Annotated in this window: 18 protein-coding genes; 10 read left to right on the plus strand and 8 right to left on the minus strand. The window is 65.1% G+C overall.

The window, feature by feature from the left end:
* Nucleotides 1-3: 3 nt before the first annotated feature.
* The 3 genes from pbpC to BTHE68_RS07405 all read left to right on the plus strand — a co-directional run bounded on the left by pbpC (nt 4) and on the right by BTHE68_RS07405 (nt 3618).
* Nucleotides 4-2208: a penicillin-binding protein 1C gene (gene pbpC / locus BTHE68_RS07395; RefSeq protein WP_162065784.1), complete on the plus strand. Its 2205-nt coding sequence runs from the start codon at nt 4-6 to the stop codon at nt 2206-2208.
* 213 nt (nt 2209-2421) lie between these two features.
* Nucleotides 2422-3000, plus strand: coding sequence for a ComEA family DNA-binding protein (locus BTHE68_RS07400; protein WP_162065785.1), 579 nt, complete (start codon nt 2422-2424; stop codon nt 2998-3000).
* A gap of 153 nt (nt 3001-3153) precedes the next feature.
* Entirely contained in the window at nt 3154-3618 is a 465-nt protein-coding gene (locus BTHE68_RS07405) for a YidB family protein (RefSeq protein ID WP_162065786.1), read from the plus strand.
* Nucleotides 3619-3781: 163 nt separating this feature from the next.
* On the opposite strand, the gene clpB is transcribed toward BTHE68_RS07405, so the two are convergent.
* Together clpB and BTHE68_RS07415 are read right to left on the minus strand one after the other, a co-directional pair.
* Nucleotides 3782-6379 (minus strand): ATP-dependent chaperone ClpB, encoded by a 2598-nt coding sequence (gene clpB / locus BTHE68_RS07410; protein ID WP_162065787.1) that lies wholly within the window; start codon nt 6377-6379, stop codon nt 3782-3784.
* Nucleotides 6380-6537: 158 nt separating this feature from the next.
* Nucleotides 6538-7035, minus strand: coding sequence for an Rrf2 family transcriptional regulator (locus tag BTHE68_RS07415; RefSeq protein ID WP_162065788.1), 498 nt, complete (start codon nt 7033-7035; stop codon nt 6538-6540).
* Nucleotides 7036-7301: 266 nt separating this feature from the next.
* On the opposite strand from BTHE68_RS07415, the gene BTHE68_RS07420 reads away from it, so the two are divergent.
* The gene (locus BTHE68_RS07420) at nt 7302-7841 is read left to right on the plus strand and encodes a group III truncated hemoglobin (protein WP_162065789.1); all 540 of its coding nucleotides are present in this window, start codon (nt 7302-7304) and stop codon (nt 7839-7841) included.
* 10 nt (nt 7842-7851) lie between these two features.
* On the opposite strand, the gene BTHE68_RS07425 is transcribed toward BTHE68_RS07420, so the two are convergent.
* From BTHE68_RS07425 to BTHE68_RS07435, 3 genes are read right to left on the minus strand one after another with little or no spacing between them, the layout of a single operon-like run.
* Nucleotides 7852-8325 (minus strand): molybdenum cofactor biosynthesis protein MoaE, encoded by a 474-nt coding sequence (locus BTHE68_RS07425; protein WP_162065790.1) that lies wholly within the window; start codon nt 8323-8325, stop codon nt 7852-7854.
* A gap of 1 nt (nt 8326) precedes the next feature.
* Nucleotides 8327-8584 (minus strand): molybdopterin converting factor subunit 1, encoded by a 258-nt coding sequence (gene moaD / locus BTHE68_RS07430; protein WP_061178639.1) that lies wholly within the window; start codon nt 8582-8584, stop codon nt 8327-8329.
* Between the two features lie 13 nt (nt 8585-8597).
* The gene (locus BTHE68_RS07435) at nt 8598-9824 is read right to left on the minus strand and encodes a molybdopterin molybdotransferase MoeA (protein WP_353622647.1); all 1227 of its coding nucleotides are present in this window, start codon (nt 9822-9824) and stop codon (nt 8598-8600) included.
* A 245-nt stretch (nt 9825-10069) separates the two neighbouring features.
* On the opposite strand from BTHE68_RS07435, the gene BTHE68_RS07440 reads away from it, so the two are divergent.
* From BTHE68_RS07440 to BTHE68_RS07465, 6 genes are all read left to right on the plus strand, one after another.
* A complete protein-coding gene (locus BTHE68_RS07440) occupies nt 10070-10615 on the plus strand; it encodes an NUDIX hydrolase (protein WP_162065792.1) in 546 nt (181 codons plus the stop codon).
* A gap of 19 nt (nt 10616-10634) precedes the next feature.
* A complete protein-coding gene (aat, locus tag BTHE68_RS07445; protein ID WP_162065793.1) occupies nt 10635-11366 on the plus strand; it encodes a leucyl/phenylalanyl-tRNA--protein transferase in 732 nt (243 codons plus the stop codon).
* A gap of 94 nt (nt 11367-11460) precedes the next feature.
* Nucleotides 11461-12288: an arginyltransferase gene (locus BTHE68_RS07450; protein WP_162065794.1), complete on the plus strand. Its 828-nt coding sequence runs from the start codon at nt 11461-11463 to the stop codon at nt 12286-12288.
* 84 nt (nt 12289-12372) lie between these two features.
* Entirely contained in the window at nt 12373-13395 is a 1023-nt protein-coding gene (locus tag BTHE68_RS07455) for a quinone-dependent dihydroorotate dehydrogenase (RefSeq protein ID WP_162065795.1), read from the plus strand.
* 113 nt (nt 13396-13508) lie between these two features.
* Nucleotides 13509-14303 (plus strand): cystine ABC transporter substrate-binding protein, encoded by a 795-nt coding sequence (locus tag BTHE68_RS07460; RefSeq protein WP_162065796.1) that lies wholly within the window; start codon nt 13509-13511, stop codon nt 14301-14303.
* 140 nt (nt 14304-14443) lie between these two features.
* Nucleotides 14444-15103: an amino acid ABC transporter permease gene (locus BTHE68_RS07465; RefSeq protein ID WP_162065797.1), complete on the plus strand. Its 660-nt coding sequence runs from the start codon at nt 14444-14446 to the stop codon at nt 15101-15103.
* A 21-nt stretch (nt 15104-15124) separates the two neighbouring features.
* Here BTHE68_RS07465 and BTHE68_RS07470 read toward each other — a convergent pair whose 3' ends face one another.
* The 3 genes from BTHE68_RS07470 to BTHE68_RS07480 all read right to left on the minus strand — a co-directional run bounded on the left by BTHE68_RS07470 (nt 15125) and on the right by BTHE68_RS07480 (nt 18652).
* A complete protein-coding gene (locus BTHE68_RS07470; protein WP_502710552.1) occupies nt 15125-16174 on the minus strand; it encodes a Gfo/Idh/MocA family protein in 1050 nt (349 codons plus the stop codon).
* 92 nt (nt 16175-16266) lie between these two features.
* Nucleotides 16267-17019 carry a FadR/GntR family transcriptional regulator gene (locus tag BTHE68_RS07475; RefSeq protein ID WP_061178648.1) on the minus strand — a complete coding sequence of 251 codons (753 nt, stop codon included), beginning with the start codon at nt 17017-17019 and terminating at the stop codon, nt 16267-16269.
* A 481-nt stretch (nt 17020-17500) separates the two neighbouring features.
* A complete protein-coding gene (locus tag BTHE68_RS07480) occupies nt 17501-18652 on the minus strand; it encodes a glycosyltransferase family 4 protein (protein ID WP_162065799.1) in 1152 nt (383 codons plus the stop codon).
* Nucleotides 18653-18840 lie beyond the last annotated feature (188 nt).

Here is an 18840-nt window from a genome sequence, read left to right on the forward strand (position 1 = left end):
GTCATGAAACGCGCCGCCTGCCTCGTCATCGCCTGCGCGCTGTCGGCGGCGGCGCACGCGTCGCCGAACTTCGACGAGGTGCGGGCGAAGTGGCGCAGCTCGGACTGGGTGCTGCTCGCGCGTGACGGCGAGCCGCTTGCCCGCACGCGCGTCGATACGAGCGCGCGGCGCGGCGACTGGGTCGCGCTGTCGGATGTGTCGCCGGCGTTGCGCGAGGCGATCGTCGTATCGGAAGACAAGCGCTTCTACGAACACGCCGGCGTCGACTGGCGCGGCGCGGCCGCGGCCGCATGGGGCAATCTGTGGAACACGCGCACGCGCGGCGCATCGACGGTGACGATGCAGCTCGACGGCCTCATCGACGATAAACCGGCAGGCCGGCGCTCGATCGGCGAAAAGGCCGGCCAGACGATCGGCGCGCTGTGGCTCGAACGCAGCTGGCGCAAGGATCAGATTCTCGAGGCGTATCTGAATCTCGTGCCGTTTCGCGGCGAGATCGTCGGGTTGTCGGCGCTCTCGCAGACGCTGTTCGGCAAGGCGCCGTCAGGTCTCGACGAACGCGAAGCCGCGCTCGCCGCCGCGCTCGTGCGCGCACCGAATGCGCCGTATCCGAAAGTCGCCGCGCGAACCTGCGTGATCCTGCGCGACATGCAGACGCTGCACGGCACGCGCGGCGTCGATCCATGCGTCAATCTGGGCAGCTATGTCCAGCTCACGCTCACGCGCACGGCGTCCGCCCCCGCCTTCGCTCAAGGCGATGGCGCGATCGCGCCGCATCTCGCGCGGCGCATCGCGAACGAAGTGCATCCGGCAGCGGGCGCGCGCGTGCGCTCCACGCTCGACGCCCGCCTGCAACGCTTCGCCCGCGATACGCTCGCGCGCACGCTCGCCGAACTGAACGCGCGCGCGCATCCGCGCAACGTGCACGACGCGGCGGCGGTCGTGATCGACAACCGTTCGGGCGATGTGCTCGCGTGGGTCGGCTCGGCGGGCGGTCTGTCGAACGCGCCGGAAGTCGATGCCGCGCTGGCCGCGCGTCAGGCGGGCTCGACGCTCAAACCCTTCCTCTATGCGCAGGCCATCGACGAGAAGCGCGTCACCGCCGCCACCCTGCTCGACGACGCCCCGCTCGATCTGGCGACCGGCGGCGGCCTCTACATCCCGCAGAACTACGATCACGATTTCAAGGGCTGGGTGAGCGTGCGCACCGCGCTGGGTTCGTCGCTGAACGTGCCCGCAGTGCGTACGCTCGTGATGGTGACGCCGCATCGTTTCGCGAAGACGCTCGTCGCACTCGGCCTGCCGCTGACGCAGGCGGGCGATTACTACGGCTTCAGCCTCGCGCTCGGCAGCGCGGATGTCACGCTGGCGACGCTGACCAACGCGTACCGCACGCTTGCGAACGGCGGCATGGCGCAGCCGTTCTTCGATCTCATGCAGGATCGTCCCGCGCCCGCCGGCACGCGCATCTTCAGCCCCGAAGCGAGCTTCATCGTCACGGACATCCTCGCCGACAACAACGCCCGCACGCGCACCTTCGGCTTCGACAGCGTGCTCGCGACGCGCACCTTCAGCGCGGTAAAGACCGGCACCAGCAAGGACATGCGCGACAACTGGGCGGTCGGTTTCACTTCACGTTATAGCGTGGGCGTCTGGGTCGGCAATGCCGACGGCGCGCCGATGTGGGACGTTTCAGGCGTGACCGGCGCCGCGCCCGCGTGGAACGCGATCGTCAACTATCTGAACCGGCGATCGGATAGCCGTCCGCCGCAAACGCCATCGGGCGTCGTGACGACCCGCGTCACGTATCAGAACGAGATCGAGCCGGCGCGCAACGAATGGTTCGTGCGCGGCACGCAGATGAGCGCCATCGGCCTCACGTCCCATGCGGCGGAGGCCGCGCGCGGCGCGCAACCCGACGCGAAGGCGGCACGCATCGGCGCGCCGACGAACGGCACGATCTTCGCGCTCGATCCGGATATTCCGCCCGCGCGGCAACGCGTGTGGTTCGAGCGCGTCGACAGCGGCGCGCGCCTCGCGTGGCGGCTCGACGGCAAATCCTATGGCCACGACGCCCGCGCGGCGTGGCTGCCGTGGCCGGGCCGTCACGTGCTGGAACTGGTCGACTCGAAAGGCGAAGTGGTCGATCAGGTCGGCTTCGAGGTGCGCGGCGCGTTTGCGAAAACGGCCACGGGCACATCGCGCTGAGCGGCGCAGCGAACATCGGCATGAATCGCAACGTCATCCGTCCGGCGTTTCGCAGCGTTAAAGATTGTGCGGAAGCGCGGTGCGCGCGGCGGGGTCGTGCACAATGCGAACCGTCATCGTTCGTGCCGGCTTTTTGCCCTATGCTTAACGGCATCTTCCCAATCGGCCCGAACTTATCGATTCATCCTTTCTCACCAAGCCTGGAGTGCCGTCATGCTGAAAAAGCTGCTGATGCTGTGCTTAGCGTTCATAGTGTCGATGGGTGTGGCCTTCGCCGCGGTCGACGTCAATACCGCCGATCAAGCCGCGCTGGAATCGGTAAAGGGTCTGGGGCCGGTAAAGTCCAAAGCGATCGTCGACGAGCGCACCAAGAACGGCCCGTTCAAGGACGCGGATGATCTCGCCACCCGCGTCAAGGGCCTCGGCACGAAGTCGGTGGCGAATCTGGAGCAGAACGGCCTGACGATCGGCGGTTCCTCGCTGCCGCCGACGGGCAAGACGGCCAAACCCACCACGACGCAAGGCGGCGCTGCCGCGCCGAACTCGACGGTCAAGTCCTCGACGGCGGCCACTGGCGCAACTGCGCCGACTGCCACCACGGCGCAGACGCCGGCCACGACGCCCGCTGCACCCGCATCGGGCACGAAGGCTTCGAAGAAGTCGAAGAAGGAAAGCGCCGCGTCGGCGACGGCCAGCGCATCGGCACCGTCCGCCGCCAGCGATACGAAAACAAGCAAATCGAAGCGCAGCAAGAAAGACAAGGCCGCCAGCGCAGCGGCCGCCAGCCAGTAATTCTTCGGGGAACCTTGACGGAGGAACGTTGCCTTCGCGGGACCATCGTTGAACGGTCGCTCGCGGCCGATGCCCGCGCCGCCGCGCCCCGCTCACATGCGGGCGCGGCGGCGCGAGCGAACCCACCCCGTAACCTCTCGTAGTGAGACTGCCATGAGCCTAATCGATATCCTCGCCTCCACCCTCGGCAATTCGTCGCAACAACCGGGCGGCCAACCTGCCCAGTCCGGCCAGGCCGCGCTGATCACGGCGGCGCTCGCATTCGTCAACAGCCAGCCGGGCGGTCTCATGGGCCTGATCCAGCGCTTCCAGCAGCACGGCGCGGGCGATGTCGTGCAGTCGTGGATCGGCACGGGCGAGAACAAGCCGATCAGCCCCGACACGCTCACCAATGTGCTCGGTCAGGACAACGTCGGCGCGCTCGCGCAGAAAGCCGGCGTCTCGGGCGATCAACTCTCGGGCATGCTGGCGGCGGTGTTGCCGCATGTCGTCGACCGTGCGACGCCCAACGGCGAAGTGCCGCCCGAAGGCCAGCTCGATCTGTCCAGCGTGCTCGGCTCGCTCGGCGGCCTTGGCGGCCTGTTTGGCGGCAAGAGCGAAGAGCCCAAGCAGGGCTGATCGCGCTTCTTGTTGCATCGAAAGCCCCGCCGGCATTGCGCCGCGCGGGGCTTTTATTTTGCAGACGGTGTTTCGAGCGCGCCATAAAGAAAAAAGGCAACGAATCGCTTCGTTGCCTTTTGTATGAACGGCTGACCCGCATGCGGGTCAGCCTCGGCGCGCCTCAATGCACCACGCGATCGAACACGAACTGCCCTTCCCGCACATCGACCGGAATGACGTCCTTCGGCCCGAACCGTCCGGCGAGAATCAGCTTGGCGACCGGATTTTCGATCTCTTGCTGAATCGCGCGCTTCAGCGGCCGCGCGCCGAACAGCGGATCGTAGCCGACCTTGCCGATCTGCTCGAGCGCCGTGTCCGACACTTCGAGCTGCATGTCGAGCTTCGCCAGACGTTCCTGCAAACGATGCAGCTGAATCTTCGCGATCGATTCGATATTGGTGCGATCGAGCGCATGGAACACGACGACATCGTCGATACGGTTCAGGAATTCCGGCCGGAAGTGCAGCTTCACTTCTTCCCAGACGGCGTCCTTCACGTTCTCCTGCGGCTCGCCGACCATGCCCTGAATGACTTGCGAACCGAGGTTCGACGTCATCACGATCACCGTGTTCTTGAAGTCCACGGTGCGGCCCTGGCCATCGGTCATGCGGCCATCGTCGAGCACTTGCAGGAGCACGTTGAACACGTCCGGATGCGCCTTCTCGATTTCGTCGAGCAAAATCACGCTATACGGCTTGCGACGCACCGCTTCGGTCAGATAACCGCCTTCCTCATAGCCCACATACCCCGGCGGCGCGCCGATCAGCCGCGCGACGCTGTGCTTCTCCATGAACTCGCTCATGTCGATGCGGATGAGATGATCCTCCGAATCGAACAGGAACGACGCGAGCGCCTTGCACAGTTCCGTCTTGCCGACGCCCGTAGGACCCAGGAACAGGAACGAGCCATACGGCCGGTTCGGATCGGACAAACCGGCGCGCGAACGGCGAATCGCGTCCGCCACCGCGCCGATCGCCTCGTCCTGGCCGATCACGCGCTCGTGCAGCTTGCTCTCGATCTGCAAGAGCTTTTCGCGCTCGCCCTGCATCATCCGCGACACGGGAATGCCGGTGGAACGCGACACGACTTCTGCGATTTCCTCCGCGCCGACCTGCGTGCGCAGAAGCCGCGGACGCGTCGGGTTGTTCTGCTCCTGCGACTCGGCCTGCGTCACCTGCTTCAGACGCGCTTCGAGCTCCGGCAGCTTGCCGTACTGCAACTCGGCGACCTTTTCGAGCTTGCCTTCGCGCTGCAGCCGCGTGATGTCCGCGCGCACCTTCTCGATTTCTTCCTTCAATTGCGCGCTGCCCTGCACGGCCGCTTTCTCTGCAGTCCAGATTTCTTCCAGGTCCGAATACTCGCGGTTCAGCCGATCGATTTCCTCTTCGATCAGTTGCAGACGCTTCTGCGACGCTTCGTCCTTCTCCTTCTTCACCGCCTCGCGCTCGATCTTCAGCTGAATGAGACGACGGTCCAGCTTGTCCATCTCTTCGGGCTTCGAATCGATTTCCATCTTGATGCGCGACGCCGCTTCATCGATCAGATCGATGGCCTTGTCCGGCAGGAAGCGGTCCGTGATATAGCGATGCGACAGTTCCGCCGCCGCGACGATCGCCGGATCGGTGATATCGACGCCGTGATGCAGCTCGTACTTTTCCTGCAAGCCGCGCAGGATCGCGATGGTCGCTTCCACCGTCGGCTCGTCGACCAGCACCTTCTGGAAGCGGCGTTCCAGCGCCGCGTCCTTCTCGATGTACTTGCGGTATTCGTCGAGCGTGGTCGCGCCGACGCAATGCAGCTCGCCGCGCGAGAGCGCCGGCTTGAGCATGTTGCCCGCGTCCATCGCGCCTTCGGCCTTGCCCGCGCCGACCATCGTGTGAATTTCGTCGATGAAGACGATGGTCTGCCCTTCATCCTTCGCGATGTCGTGCAGCACCGCCTTCAGGCGCTCCTCGAACTCGCCGCGATACTTCGCGCCCGCGAGCAGCGCGGCCATGTCGAGCGACAGCACGCGCTTGTTCTTGAGCGTTTCCGGCACTTCGCCATTGACGATGCGCTGCGCGAGCCCTTCGACGATCGCCGTCTTGCCGACGCCCGGCTCGCCGATCAGCACCGGATTGTTCTTCGTGCGGCGTTGAAGAATCTGGATCGCGCGACGGATTTCGTCGTCGCGGCCGATCACCGGATCGAGCTTGCCCGCGCGGGCGCGTTCCGTCAGATCGACGGTGTATTTCTTGAGCGCCTCGCGCTGGCTTTCGGCGTCCTGGCTGTTGACCTGCGCGCCGCCGCGCACGGCGTTGATCGCCGCTTCGAGCGCGCGGCGCGACAGGCCGTGCTGCTTCGCGATGCGGCCCGCTTCGCCACGATCGTCCGCGACGGCAATCAGGAACATCTCGCTCGCGATGTAGGTGTCGTTGAGCTTTTGCGCTTCCTTGTCCGCGGCGTTGAGCAGGCCCGCGAGCTCGCGGCTCACTTGAACGTTGCCGTCCGTGCCCTGAACTTGCGGCAGACGCTTGATGGCGTCGTTCAGGGAAGTTTGCAGCGCCTGCACCTGCACGCCCGCATGCGACAGCAGCGAACGCGCGGAACCGTCCTGCTGGGCGATCAGCGCCGCAAGCAGGTGAACCGGCTCGATGTACTGGTTGTCGTGTCCGACTGCCAGGCTTTGCGCGTCCGAGAGCGCTTCCTGGAATTTGGTGGTGAGTTTGTCGATTCTCATTTTTTGAAGCTCCAATTCTGAATACGATCAAAATGAGGCGCTTTCTGTCACTTTCAAGCGTTGTTTAGCTCGATAAGTGCACTTTTTTGCTTTTCGACAGGCTCTTGACCGAGCGCCGGTTTTCGGCAAACGATCGGTAACTGAATCGCTTCGTTCGATCAGGAAGGCGCGCGGCTCGGCACCAGCGCACTTGTCGGAACAGGCGTGATGGTGACAATGCCCAGCAGCCGCGCGAGTTCGTTCGCTGGTTCCGCGAGTTCGCGGACCGTGTACTTGTCGAGTTCGGCGAGAAACGCGTCACGCGCGGCCGCGAGCACGCCGCGCAGACGGCACTGCGGCTGGATCACGCAGCGCTGACGCACGGCGGCCTCCTGATCCACGAAACAGCCGACGATCGCAAAGTCGCTCTCGGTCTTGCGCACGACGTCGCCAATCGTGAGATCGTTCGAGCGCGCCGACAGCCGCAGGCCGCCGTTGCGGCCACGCACGGTCTCGACCCAGCCGAGCTCGCCGAGTTGCTGGACGATCTTCATCAGATGATTCTTCGAGATGCCGTAGCCGTCCGAGATCTCCTGAATCGTTGCGAGCCCGGCCGGTCGGACGGCGAGATAGAGCAGAACGCGCAGGGCGTAGTCGGTATAGTCGGTCAGTCGCATGGTGTCGCGCGCATGGGTTCAGGCGCCTGGGTGCATCGGTGGGAGCGGCGTCATGTCGCGCCGGACCGCGAAAACCGCGCGGTGGCAAGGGAAATGACGGTCGTCTGCCCCGCAAGGGCTAGTATCGGCACGCGGGCAACCCGAAAATGGAGCCGGCGCGGCGCTCGATGCGGGCCGCCGCAGGAGCAGCGCCCGCCCGAGTATCCGATATTGTGCGTCATATTATTGCTTTTCGTCAGCAAACCATCGGCTGGCGCTTGACCTTCATGAATTCAGATCACCAACCTGCAGCCGATCCGCGCGATCGCGAACCCAGCGAGGCCAACGTGCGCGCGCTCGTCGAAGCCTTTTATCGCCGCGTCGACGACGATCCGCTTCTCGGCCCGATCTTCTCTCGCGCGCTCACGGGTCGCTGGGACGAGCATCTCGCCAAAATGACGACGTTCTGGTCGAGCCTCGTGCTCGGATCGAAGCAGTATCGCGGGAACGTGCAGGAAGCGCACCGGCCGATCGACGACATCGAGCCGCGCCACTTCGCGCGCTGGCTGTCGCTGTTTCTGAACACGGTCGAGGCGCGCTACGAACCGGCCGCCGCCGTGCAGTTCATGGAACCCGCGCTGCGCATCGCGCAAAGCCTGCAGCTCAGCAAGTTCGGCTGGGACTATCAGATTCCCGTCGAGCAGCAGGAACTGCTCGCGGCGCTCAAACGCCAGCGCACGGGCGGCGCACCCGAGCCGCGCTTTCCCGAGCGCCCGGATGCCGAGCCGTTTCCGGCGAAGTTCATCGGCAGATCGGCCGACGAGTAGTAGCGCCGGCTCAGTCGTCCGCGTCCTGCCAGCGCGCGAGCGCCGCGTCGTCGGTTTCGCGCGCATCGACCCAGCGCTCGCCCGCTTCGGTCTTTTCCTTCTTCCAGAACGGCGCCTGCGTCTTGAGGTAATCCATCACGAACGCGCATGATTCGAACGCCTCCGCGCGATGCATCGCCGTCGTCACGACCAGCACGATCTGATCGAGCGGTTTCAACTTGCCCACGCGATGCACGATCAGCACGTCCGAGCCGCGCCAGCGCTCGCGCGCCTGCCCGGCGATCGCTTCCAGCGACTTTTCCGTCATGCCCGGATAGTGCTCCAGTTCCATCGTTTCGATGGCGCTGCCTTCGTTCAGGTCGCGCACCGTGCCGACGAAACACGCGACCGCGCCGACTTTCGGATTGTCGGCGCGCAGCGCGGCCACTTCCGCGCTTATGTCGAAATCGGCTTCCTGCACGCGGACTTTGGCATGCGTCGACATGTCAGCCACCCGTGACAGGCGGGAAGAACGCCACTTCGCAACCCTCGGTGATGCGCTGCGATGGATTCGTCATCACGTGATTGCAGGCCATGCGCAGCGCGCGGCCCTCGGCGAGCGCCTCTTCCCACGCGCCGCCGCGCATGCGCAGCCAGGCGCGCACGTCGCCGACGTTGACCACCGTGTCCGGCACGCTGACCGTTTCGTTCGCGACGCCAAGCGCCTCGCGCACGCTCGCGAAAAATCTCAGTTCGACTTTCATGTCCAGCTCGTCCTTACCGCGTCAGTTCTGAAAAGGGGATGAAGCGCACGATCTCGCCATCGCTGATCGCATGATTCGGCGGGTTGTCGATGAGACCGTCGCCCCAGACCGTCGATGTCATGACGGCCGAACTCTGATTCTCGAAGAGATCCAGCCCGCCCGATTCGTTTACCCGCGCACGCAGGAATTCGTTGCGGCGATCGCCTTTTTTCTGGCTGAAGTCGGCGCGCATCGAGTAGACGCGCGGCGTGACGTGCTTCACGCCTGCGAGACGCAGCAGAAACGGCCGCACGAACAGCAGGAACGTGCAGAAGCTCGACACCGGATTGCCCGGCAGGCCGATAAAAAAGGCCTCGCTTCCCTGATCACCGCGCCGCACCGCGCCGAACGCGAGCGGCTTGCCCGGCTTCATCGCGATCTGCCACATCGAAATGCGTCCTTCGGCTTCCACCGCTGGCTTCACGTGATCTTCCTCGCCGACCGACACGCCGCCGCAGGTCAGGATCAGGTCATGCTCGCTCGCGGCGCGCCGCAAAGTCTCGCGCGTCGCATCGAGCCGGTCCGGCACGATGCCGAGATCCGTCACCTCGCAGCCGAGTTTCGCGAGCAGCGCGCGCAGCGTGAAGCGGTTCGAGTTATAGATCGCGCCGGGTTCGAGCGGCTCGCCCGGCATGCGCAGCTCGTCGCCGGTGAAAAATATCGCGACACGCACGGCGCGCACGACATCGAGTTGCGCGCAGCCGACCGAGGCCGCGAGTCCGAGCGCCTGCGGCGTGAGGCGCGTGCCCGCAGGCAGGATGACCGAGTCGCGGCGAATATCCGCGCCTTGCCGCGTGATCCATTCGCCCGCCGCGGGCGCTTGTGCGAACGCGACGCGGCCGTCATCCGATACCTGCGCCATTTCCTGCATGACGACCGCATCGGCGCCGGGCGGCACCGTCGCGCCGGTGAAGATGCGCGCAGCCGTGCCGGCCGCGAGCGGTGCGGCCGCGTGGCCCGCCGGAATGCGCTGTGACACCGCCAACACGACGGGAGCGCCTTCGCTCGCGCCGGCGAGATCGGCGGCGCGGACCGCGTAGCCGTCCATGGAACTGGTGTGCATCGGCGGGACGTCGAGCGGCGAGGTGACGTCCGCGGCGAGCACGCGATTGCCCGCGTCGAGCGTGTCGACGCGTTCGCGCCCGTCCACCTGACGCGCGGCGTCGAGCAAACGGCCGAGCGCATCGGCGGTGGCGAGCATCGGAGGACGGCTGGCAGCGGCTGGCGTGGATGACATGGTGTTCGCTTCGGGCGCACGAGGCGCCCCGATCGTGAAAAGGGACACTGCAATTCGAGTCAACTATTGTAGCGAGAAGGCAGGCGTCGCACCGTTGGCCCAAGGCAGGCCGATCATGCGGCCCGGCTGATGCCGCAAACCGTTTTGAGCGTCTCAAAGGCGCGCCGGTGCGGTGATACACTCGCACCACATATCCCACGTCCATTTCCATGAAATTCTGTTCCGTCTGCGGCCACGAGGTCGGCCTCGCCATTCCGCCCGGCGACAACCGTGAGCGCTTCGTCTGCAACAACTGCAACACCGTTCACTATCAGAATCCGCGCAACGTCGTGGGCACCGTGCCCGTCTGGGACGACAAGGTGCTGCTGTGCCGCCGCGCGATCGAGCCGCGCTACGGCTACTGGACGCTGCCCGCCGGCTTCATGGAAATGCAGGAGACGACGAGCGAAGGCGCCGCGCGCGAAACGCTGGAGGAAGCGGGCGCGCGCGTGGAGATTCAGAGTCTCTTCACGCTGCTCAACGTGCCGCACGTGCATCAGGTGCATCTCTTCTACCTTGCGCGGCTGCTCGACATCGAAGTCGATCCGGGCGAGGAAAGCCTGGAAGTGAAGCTCTTCGAGGAAAGCGAGATTCCGTGGGACGAAATCGCCTTCCCGACAGTCGGCCAGACCCTGCGGTTTTTCTTCGCCGACCGCGCCGCCGGCAACTTCACGCTGCATACGGGCGATATCTTCCGCACGCTGCGCGACGGCTGAAGCACGTCCTTCCGAGAACATGGTTCCCTGGCTCGCCGACGACGATCCCTTCCCGCCCGTCGAGCGCGCGCTCGGCGTGTCGAGCGGCGCGCCGGGCCTGCTCGCCGCCAGCGCGGACCTGTTGCCGTCGCGTCTCATCGACGCCTATGGGCGCGGCATTTTCCCGTGGTATTCGGACGGCCAGCCGGTGCTGTGGTGGTGCCCCGACCCGCGCATGGTGCTCTATCCGGCCGAGTTCAAGGTGTCGGATTCGCTGCGCAAGACGTTGAAGCGCGTGCTGCGCGACCCGCTCTGGGAGATTCGCGTCGATGACGATTTTCCCGCCGTGATGCGCGCCTGCGCCGACACCCCACGCGACGGACAGCGCGGCACCTGGATCACGCCGGACATCGTGGATGCGTACTCGACGCTGCATCGCGCGGGCAGCGCGCACAGCATCGAGGCGTGGTACGACGGGGCCCGCGTGGGCGGGCTTTACGGCGTGTCGTTCGGGCGCATGTTCTTCGGAGAATCGATGTTCGCGCACCGCACCGACGCGTCGAAAATCGCGCTCTCGGCGCTCGTCGGACACTTGCGCCGCAACAAAATAGAGATGATAGACTGCCAGCAGAACACGTCGCATCTGGCGTCGCTGGGAGGCCGCGAGATTGCCCGACGCGCGTTCGTCGCGCATCTCGGGCGGGCCACCACGGAACCGGCGATCGGCTGGCGCTTCGATAAAACCGTCCTTCTCGACGCGCTGGCACGCTGAGCGACGAACGCAATGCAGCCGCCGGGCGCGCGCCTGGAATCGAACCCGCGCGCCGGCCGGCAACGACGAGACGACGCCTGCGAGAGCCGCCAACGTGACACATCCGAACGAGCTGCCGCTGTCACCGCTTTCCGCGCTGCAATTCTATGCAACAGCGCCCTACCCTTGCAGTTATCTGGAAGGGCGTGTCGCGCGCTCGCAAGTCGCCACGCCGAGCCATCTGATCAACTCCGACGTCTACACCGAACTCGTCAAGGCCGGTTTCCGGCGCTCGGGCGTATTCACCTATCGCCCGTACTGCGACGGCTGCCGCGCCTGCGTGCCGGTGCGCGTGCCGGTCGCGCGCTTCGTGCCGAACCGCGCGCAGCGGCGCGTGTGGAAGCTGCACGGCAATCTGGTGGCGAGCGTCGCGCCGCTGCATTACGACGAAGAGCATTACACGCTCTACATGCGTTATCAGTCCGCGCGCCATGCGGGCGGCGGCATGGACCGCGACAGCCGCGACCAGTACGAGCAGTTCCTGCTGCAAAGCCGGATCAACTCGCGCCTGGTCGAATTCCGCGAGCCGCGCGATCCGGCGCACCCGGACGAACCCGGCGTGCTGCGCATGATCAGCATGATCGACATTCTCGGCGACGGGCTTTCGTCGGTGTACACGTTCTTCGAGCCGGACATGCCGAAGACGAGCTACGGCACCTTCAACATCCTCTGGCAGATCGAGCAGGCGAAGAGCCTCGACTTGCCGCACGTCTATCTCGGCTACTGGATTCGCGAAAGCGAAAAGATGGCCTACAAGGCGAATTTCCGGCCGCTGGAAGGCCTGATCGACGGCCACTGGGCGCCGCTCGATCCCGCGAACACGCAATCCGCCGGCACGCTGCCGATGCCCGGGCGCATTCATGGACCGGGCCAGCCGAAGTAGTCCCGACAAGGCCGGACCGGCGCGCCGCCCAAAGCCGCTAAAATAGCGGTCTTAAAAAAATTCGCCGTCGCCGGCTTTCATTTCGTGTTCAGCTCCCTCTACCCGCTCGCGCGTTCGCATCTCTTCAAGATGGACGCGGAAGATGCTCATCACCTGACACTGCGCATGCTCGGCGCCGCCGGCCGCACCGGGCTCGCCGGCATGCTCGCCACGCGCGGCCCCGATTCGCCCCGCACCGTCATGGGCATCACGTTCCGCAACCCTGTCGGCCTTGCTGCGGGCCTCGACAAGGACGGCGCGTGCATCGACGGGCTGGCCGCGCTCGGCTTCGGCTTCATCGAAGTGGGCACCGTGACGCCGCGCGCTCAGCCCGGCAACCCGCGCCCGCGCATCTTCCGGCTGCCCGAGGCGAACGCGCTCATCAACCGGATGGGTTTCAACAACGGCGGCGTCGATCAGTTCGTCGCCAATGTGAAGGCAGCGCATTATCGCGGCGTGCTGGGCCTGAACATCGGCAAGAACGCCGATACCCCGATCGAGCGCGCCGCCGAAGACTATCTCTACTGCCTCGAACGCGTGTATCCGTTCGCGAGCTACGTGACGATCAACATCTCGTCGCCGAACACGAAGAATCTGCGGCAACTGCAAGGCGCGGGCGAGCTCGATTCGCTGCTCGGCGCGCTGAAGGACAAGCAGGCGCGTCTGTCCGACCTGCACGGCAAGCTCGTGCCGCTCGCGCTGAAGATCGCGCCCGATCTCGACGACGAGCAGATCAAGTCGATTGCGGGCACACTGCTGGCTCACAGGATCGACGGCGTGATCGCCACGAACACGACGCTCTCGCGCACCGCCGTCACAGGCATGCAGCACGGCGACGAGGCCGGCGGCCTGTCGGGACGTCCGGTCTTCGACGCGTCGAACGAAGTGATCCGCAAGCTGCGCGCGGAGGTCGGCACGGAGGTGCCGATCATCGGCGTGGGCGGGATCTTTTCGGGCGAGGACGCGCGCGCGAAACTGGCGGCGGGCGCTGCGCTCGTGCAGATCTACACGGGGCTGATCTATCGCGGCCCGGCGCTCGTCAAGGAGTGCGTCGAAGCGCTCGCGTGACCGGCCAATCCCGCATATAGACATAAGCAAACGATATTACGCAGCGATTGCATTTTCACTATGATCGCCGCATCGAATAAAGACGCTGTGCCCATCAAGAGGAAAACAACACGATGAAACTGTCCACGCTCAAGAAGCTCGTCGCCGCCAGCCTGATCGGCGCGGCATTCACCGCCACCGCCGCCCACGCCGACGATCTGCTCGATCAGGTCAAGCAGCGCGGCACGCTGCGCGTCGGCCTCGAAGGCACCTTCCCGCCGTTCAACTCGAAAGCGCCGAATGGCGAACTGGTCGGCTTTGACGTCGATATCGCCAAGGCCGTCGCCGCCAAGCTCGGCGTGAAGCCCGAGTTCGTCACGACCGAATGGAGCGGCATCATCGCGGGCCTGCAGGCGGGCAAGTTCGACGTGATCGTGAACCAGGTCGGCATCACCGATGCGCGCAAGCAGACGCTCGATTTCTCGCCGGCGTACACGTATTCGAACGCGCAGCTGATCCAGCGCAACGACGACAAGCGCGAGTTCAAGACGCTCGATGAACTGAAGGGCAAGAAGCTCGGCGTCGGTCTCGGCACGAACTACATGGACATGGCGAAGTCGGTGCCGGGCATCGACGTGAAGACGTATCCGGGCGCGCCCGAGTATCTGCGCGACCTCGCCGCCGGCCGTCTCGACGCAGCGCTCAACGACCGCCTGATGCTCGCGTATCTGCTGAAGAATTCGCAACTGCCGCTGCGCACGGGCGCAAATGTGGGCGCGGGCAATCCGTCGGGGATTCCGTTCAAGAAGGGCAATCCGAAGTTCGCCAAGGCGCTCGACGACGCGATGACCCAGCTCGAAGCGGACGGCACTTTCACGAAGATTTCGGACAAGTGGTTCGGCATCGACGTGACGAAGCCGGCGAAGTAAGTCAGCGCGTTCAGCGCTACAGGGCGGCATCGTTGAACGATGCCGCCCTTCGTTTTTTGCTCGCCGGTTTATGATGTGCGGATTTTCCGATTCGCCACGCCGCAGTTCTCTTACGCGCAGTTCTCTCACGCTTTCCGTTCATGTCCACGACATCCCTGCTCGTTCAATCGGCGCCCGTGCTGGCGCAAGGCGCGCTACTGACGATCAAGTTCGCGCTGTATTCGATGTTCTTCGGCCTCATCGCGGCCGTCGTGCTCGCGTTGATGGGCATCAGCCAGAATCGCGCGCTCGTCGCGCTCGGGCGGTGCTATGTGAGCGTGATGCGCGGCACGCCGCTGCTCGTGCAGATCTTCGTCATCTACTACGGCCTGCCGAGCCTCGGCATCTCGCTCGAACCGACGCCCGCGGGCGTGATCGCGCTGTCGGCGAACGTCGCGGCGTATCTGTCCGAAAGCATGCGCGGCGCGATTCTCGGCATCCACGCCGGGCAATGGCTCGCGTCCTACAGTCTCGGGCTGTCGCGCACGCAGACGCTGCGCTACGTGATCGGGCCGCAGGCGCTGCGCATCGCGGTGCCTAGTCTGTCGAACAGTCTCATCAGTCTGATCAAGGACACGTCGCTCGTGTCCGTCATCACCGTGACCGAGCTTTTGCGCAGCGCTCAGGAAGTGATCGCGGCGACCTATCAGCCGTTGCCGCTCTATCTCGCGGCTGCGTTCGTCTACTGGATTCTGTGCAGCGTGCTCGAATTCGTGCAGCGGATTTTCGAGCGACGTCTCGCACTGCCGGGACGGCATTGACTGCGCATTTGCCTCGCTTCGTCAGTCGGTTTCGAAGGGAAAGCGCAGCTTCAGATCGCGCCGCGCGGCATCGATGATCGCGATCATGCGCATCGACATCGCATGCGACATCACCGGGCTTTCCGTTTCACCCGCGCGCAACAGCTCGCAGAAATGCGCGGTTTCGTAGTTGAGGCCGCCGCCCGTGAAAGGCTCGTCGAGTTCGATTCTGCGGCCATCCGTGTAAGCGATCGTCGCGCGCGCCGGATTCCACCAGTTCTCGTGGATCGTCACCGTGCCGAGCGTGCCGCCGATCAGCGCGTCGCCGCGACCCTGCAGATCGAGGCCGCAGAACAGTTGCGCGATGCCGCGTTCGTGCCGCACGTTCAGGCTTGCGAAGACGTCGACGCCCGTTTCGCCCAGACGTCCGATGGTCTGCACATCGAGCGCCTCGCCGAGCCAGTCGACCGCGAGAAACGCCTCGTAGACACCGATGTCGAGCAGCGCGCCACCGCCTGCTTCCAGTGAAAACGACGGATGATCGAGCGGCACGCCGGCCATCGAGCAGCCCGCGCGCACGAGCCCGATCTCGCCGATGGGATCGCTCTCCAGATGCTCGCGCAGGCGGCGATACAGCGGGTAGAACGGCGGCTTCATCGCTTCCATGAAGAGCAGCTTGGCCGCGCGCGCCGCGTCGATCATGCGCTGCAATTCGCGCGCATTCACGGCCGCGGGCTTTTCGCACAGCACGGGCTTGCCCGCCGCGAACGCGCGCAACGCGTAACCGGGATGGCTGTCCTGCAAGGTCGCGATATAGAGCGCGTCGATGTCTTCGAGCAGCGCGTCGAAATCCGCGAACGCGCGCGCATCGAAGGCATCGGCGAGCGCGCGCGCCGGTTCCTCGCGACGCGACCACACACCCGCGAGCCGCGCGCCCTCGACATGCGCGAGACTGTCGGCGAAGCGCCGCGCGATGCGTCCCGCGCCGACGATGCCCCAGCGTATCGTTGTTCCGTCGATGTTCGTGTTGCTCAATCCTGCCTCCGTGTGCAATGTTCGTCGTGCGCCGCATTGTGCCTCATTGCATCGCATGGCGAGTTCGCGCGGCGCGCGCAGACGGCAAAAAGCCGGGACATGTCCCGGCTCCAGGCTTGGCAAGCAACATCGACCGACGCTTAAGCGCCCTAAACCCCCGCTGACGCGTTCACGCTCGGCGACGCGGGCTGACTGCTCGAGCGCTCCAGCGAGAACGCGCGGCCCACTTCCTCGGCGGCGAGGTCGACGAGCGCGCGCGTCGCGGATTCCGCGGCGGAGGGATCCTTTGCCTCGATCGCCTCGACCACGCTCTTCTGCGCCGCAAGCGTCGCCTCGCGCACGGACTCGATGCCATCGACGATCGGATTCACCGTCACGAGCGCGCCGCGCACGATCGCCGTCATCTGGCGAAAGAACTGGTTGCCGCTCGCCGCCACGATGCGCGTGTGCAGTACTTCGTCGGCTGCCTGATATTCCGGCTCGCCCACCTGCAGACGCGAGAGCGCGTCGAACGCATCGCGGATGCCGGCGATCTCGTCGGGCGTCGCGCGCGCGGCCGCGAGCGCTGCCGCGCGCGGTTCGATCAGCATGCGGAATTCGATTACATCCCGCAAAAATGTCTGATCGGGCTTTGCGCGAAAGCGCCAGCTCACCACGTCCTCGTCGATGAGCCGCCAGTCGCTCATCGGACGAATACGTGTGCCGGTTTTCGGCCGCACATCCAGCATGTGGCGCGCGAGCAGCATCGACAGCGCCTCACGCATGACGGTGCGGCTCACGTCGAACTCCTTCGAGAGGATGTCCTGCGGTGGCAGTATCGCGCCATATTTTTGCTCGACGATCCCTGAGACGAGTCCGTCCATCACCTTCGCCACCAGCGATCGCTCTTTGTTTTCATCCATCTCGCTTCTCCCCTTCTCGCCTGTTCCGTAGCCATGTGTATGAGCGCATCGCTTTCGCTTCCAGGCCTGCGAAAGGCACGACGGGTTCCCGACAGGTCCATTCGTCGTGCTTGATACGTTGCGTCTTCGTTGCTTCGAATGCCAGTCAGGAATTTCCTGACAGGGTAATCCCTCTGGCCCCGATGTCGATGATTAGTCTTTTTTCTTTATTACCGATTCACGTGCGTCTGCTGCGCTCGCGCCGCGCGCGCGCAGGCATTCATCAGGGAAACTGAAGAATGACGGCGTCGCAGCGCGGCGAGTGCTTTTTTTGCGGCCCTCATGTCGTCGGACCGATCATGCACTCATTTGAGCAAGCATCACGTAGGCTTTCTGTGCGAACGCGAACGGAAGGCTGCTGGCATGGGCCATTTGTATGATCGGACGTATGGGACGAAAGTACCGTGGCGCGGTGCAGCGCGGCCATTTGTCAGCGCTATGCTTAAATCGCGCCATCTGGCGTGCGGGCGCGTCGCGTATCGATTGTCATCTGCCGTCGCTGCATCGATTCACGCTCCGCGAGCGTGTGCTGATAGATCGCCATGTATTCGCCGCTTGCTCGTTCCACCGACAGCAATTGGAGATTCTGTCGCGCGCGCGCCGAGAACTGGTCGCGCGCCTGTCGGTCGAGCAACAGCCAGCGCAGCTTCGCCGCCGCCTGTTCGATGTCGCCCGCGGGCACGAGCACGCCCGCTGCGCCGTCGTCGAGCATTTCGGGGATGCCGCCCACGCGCGTCGCCACGATCGCGCAGCCCGCCTCGCGCGCCTCGGCGATCACGAGCGGACCCGGGTCCTGATACGAGAGCAGCGCGAACACGTCAGCGCTCGCGAAGTACGGGCGGGCATCGGCGACGAAGCCGGTGAAATGCGTGACCTGCTCGATGCCCAGTTCGTCCGCGAGCGCTTCCAGCGAACCGCGATCGGGACCGTCGCCGACGAGATAGAGATGCGGCTCGGCCATGAACTCGCGATCGTTCGCGGACTGCTCGCGCACGAGCGCGAACGCATGCAGCAGCTCCGCGATGCCCTTCCTGCGATACATGCCCGCCACGCAGACGATATTCGGATGCCTCAGGCGCACCGGCTTCGCAGCGGGCCGGCACACGAGCCGTGGCGCGCCCACTGCGCCGTTGAGCACGATCGACATGCGCTCAGGCCCGATGCCGCGCGCCTGCAGATCAAGCGCGACCGCGCGGCTCACGGCCACCATGCGGTCGCCGGCGCGCACGAGCGACGCGCTTTTCTGCAGTTCGTGATGCACGGTCGTCACGAGCGCGAAGCGGCGCCGCATGCTGCCGAAACGCGAAATGAGCGCGCCGGTCATCATGTGGGCGTGGACGATATCGGGATCGAAGCGATCGATGAGACGATTGAAGCCCGCGATCATCGACGGCACGCGCCACGGCTGCCGCGACTGCTGCAGCGGAATATGCGTGATGCCGTGACGTCGCAACAGCGGCTCGAACCCGCCGCCGGACGATGCCACGACGATGTCCTGACCCATGCGCGCCTGCATGCAGGCGAGATCGACCATCATGTTGACGGTGCCGTTGCCGATCGTCTGCGCGTGGTTGGCGAGATGGACTATTCGCATGAGATAGGCTGTTTATACGCTCGCCGGCTTGTGCCGGCGGCGTTGATCTTATTCTTTCGAGGACGCGATTCGAGACGGCTCGCGCCGCCTCGATCCTTGTTCCTGCCTCGATGCCTGGACCGTCCACGCCGTGATACTGGCTTCTTTCGCTGCGCACCGGTTGCGGCGCACGCAGCGCGTCGCTGGTG

It is taken from the genome of Burkholderia sp. THE68 (assembly GCF_009938265.1).
GTDB lineage: Bacteria > Pseudomonadota > Gammaproteobacteria > Burkholderiales > Burkholderiaceae > Caballeronia.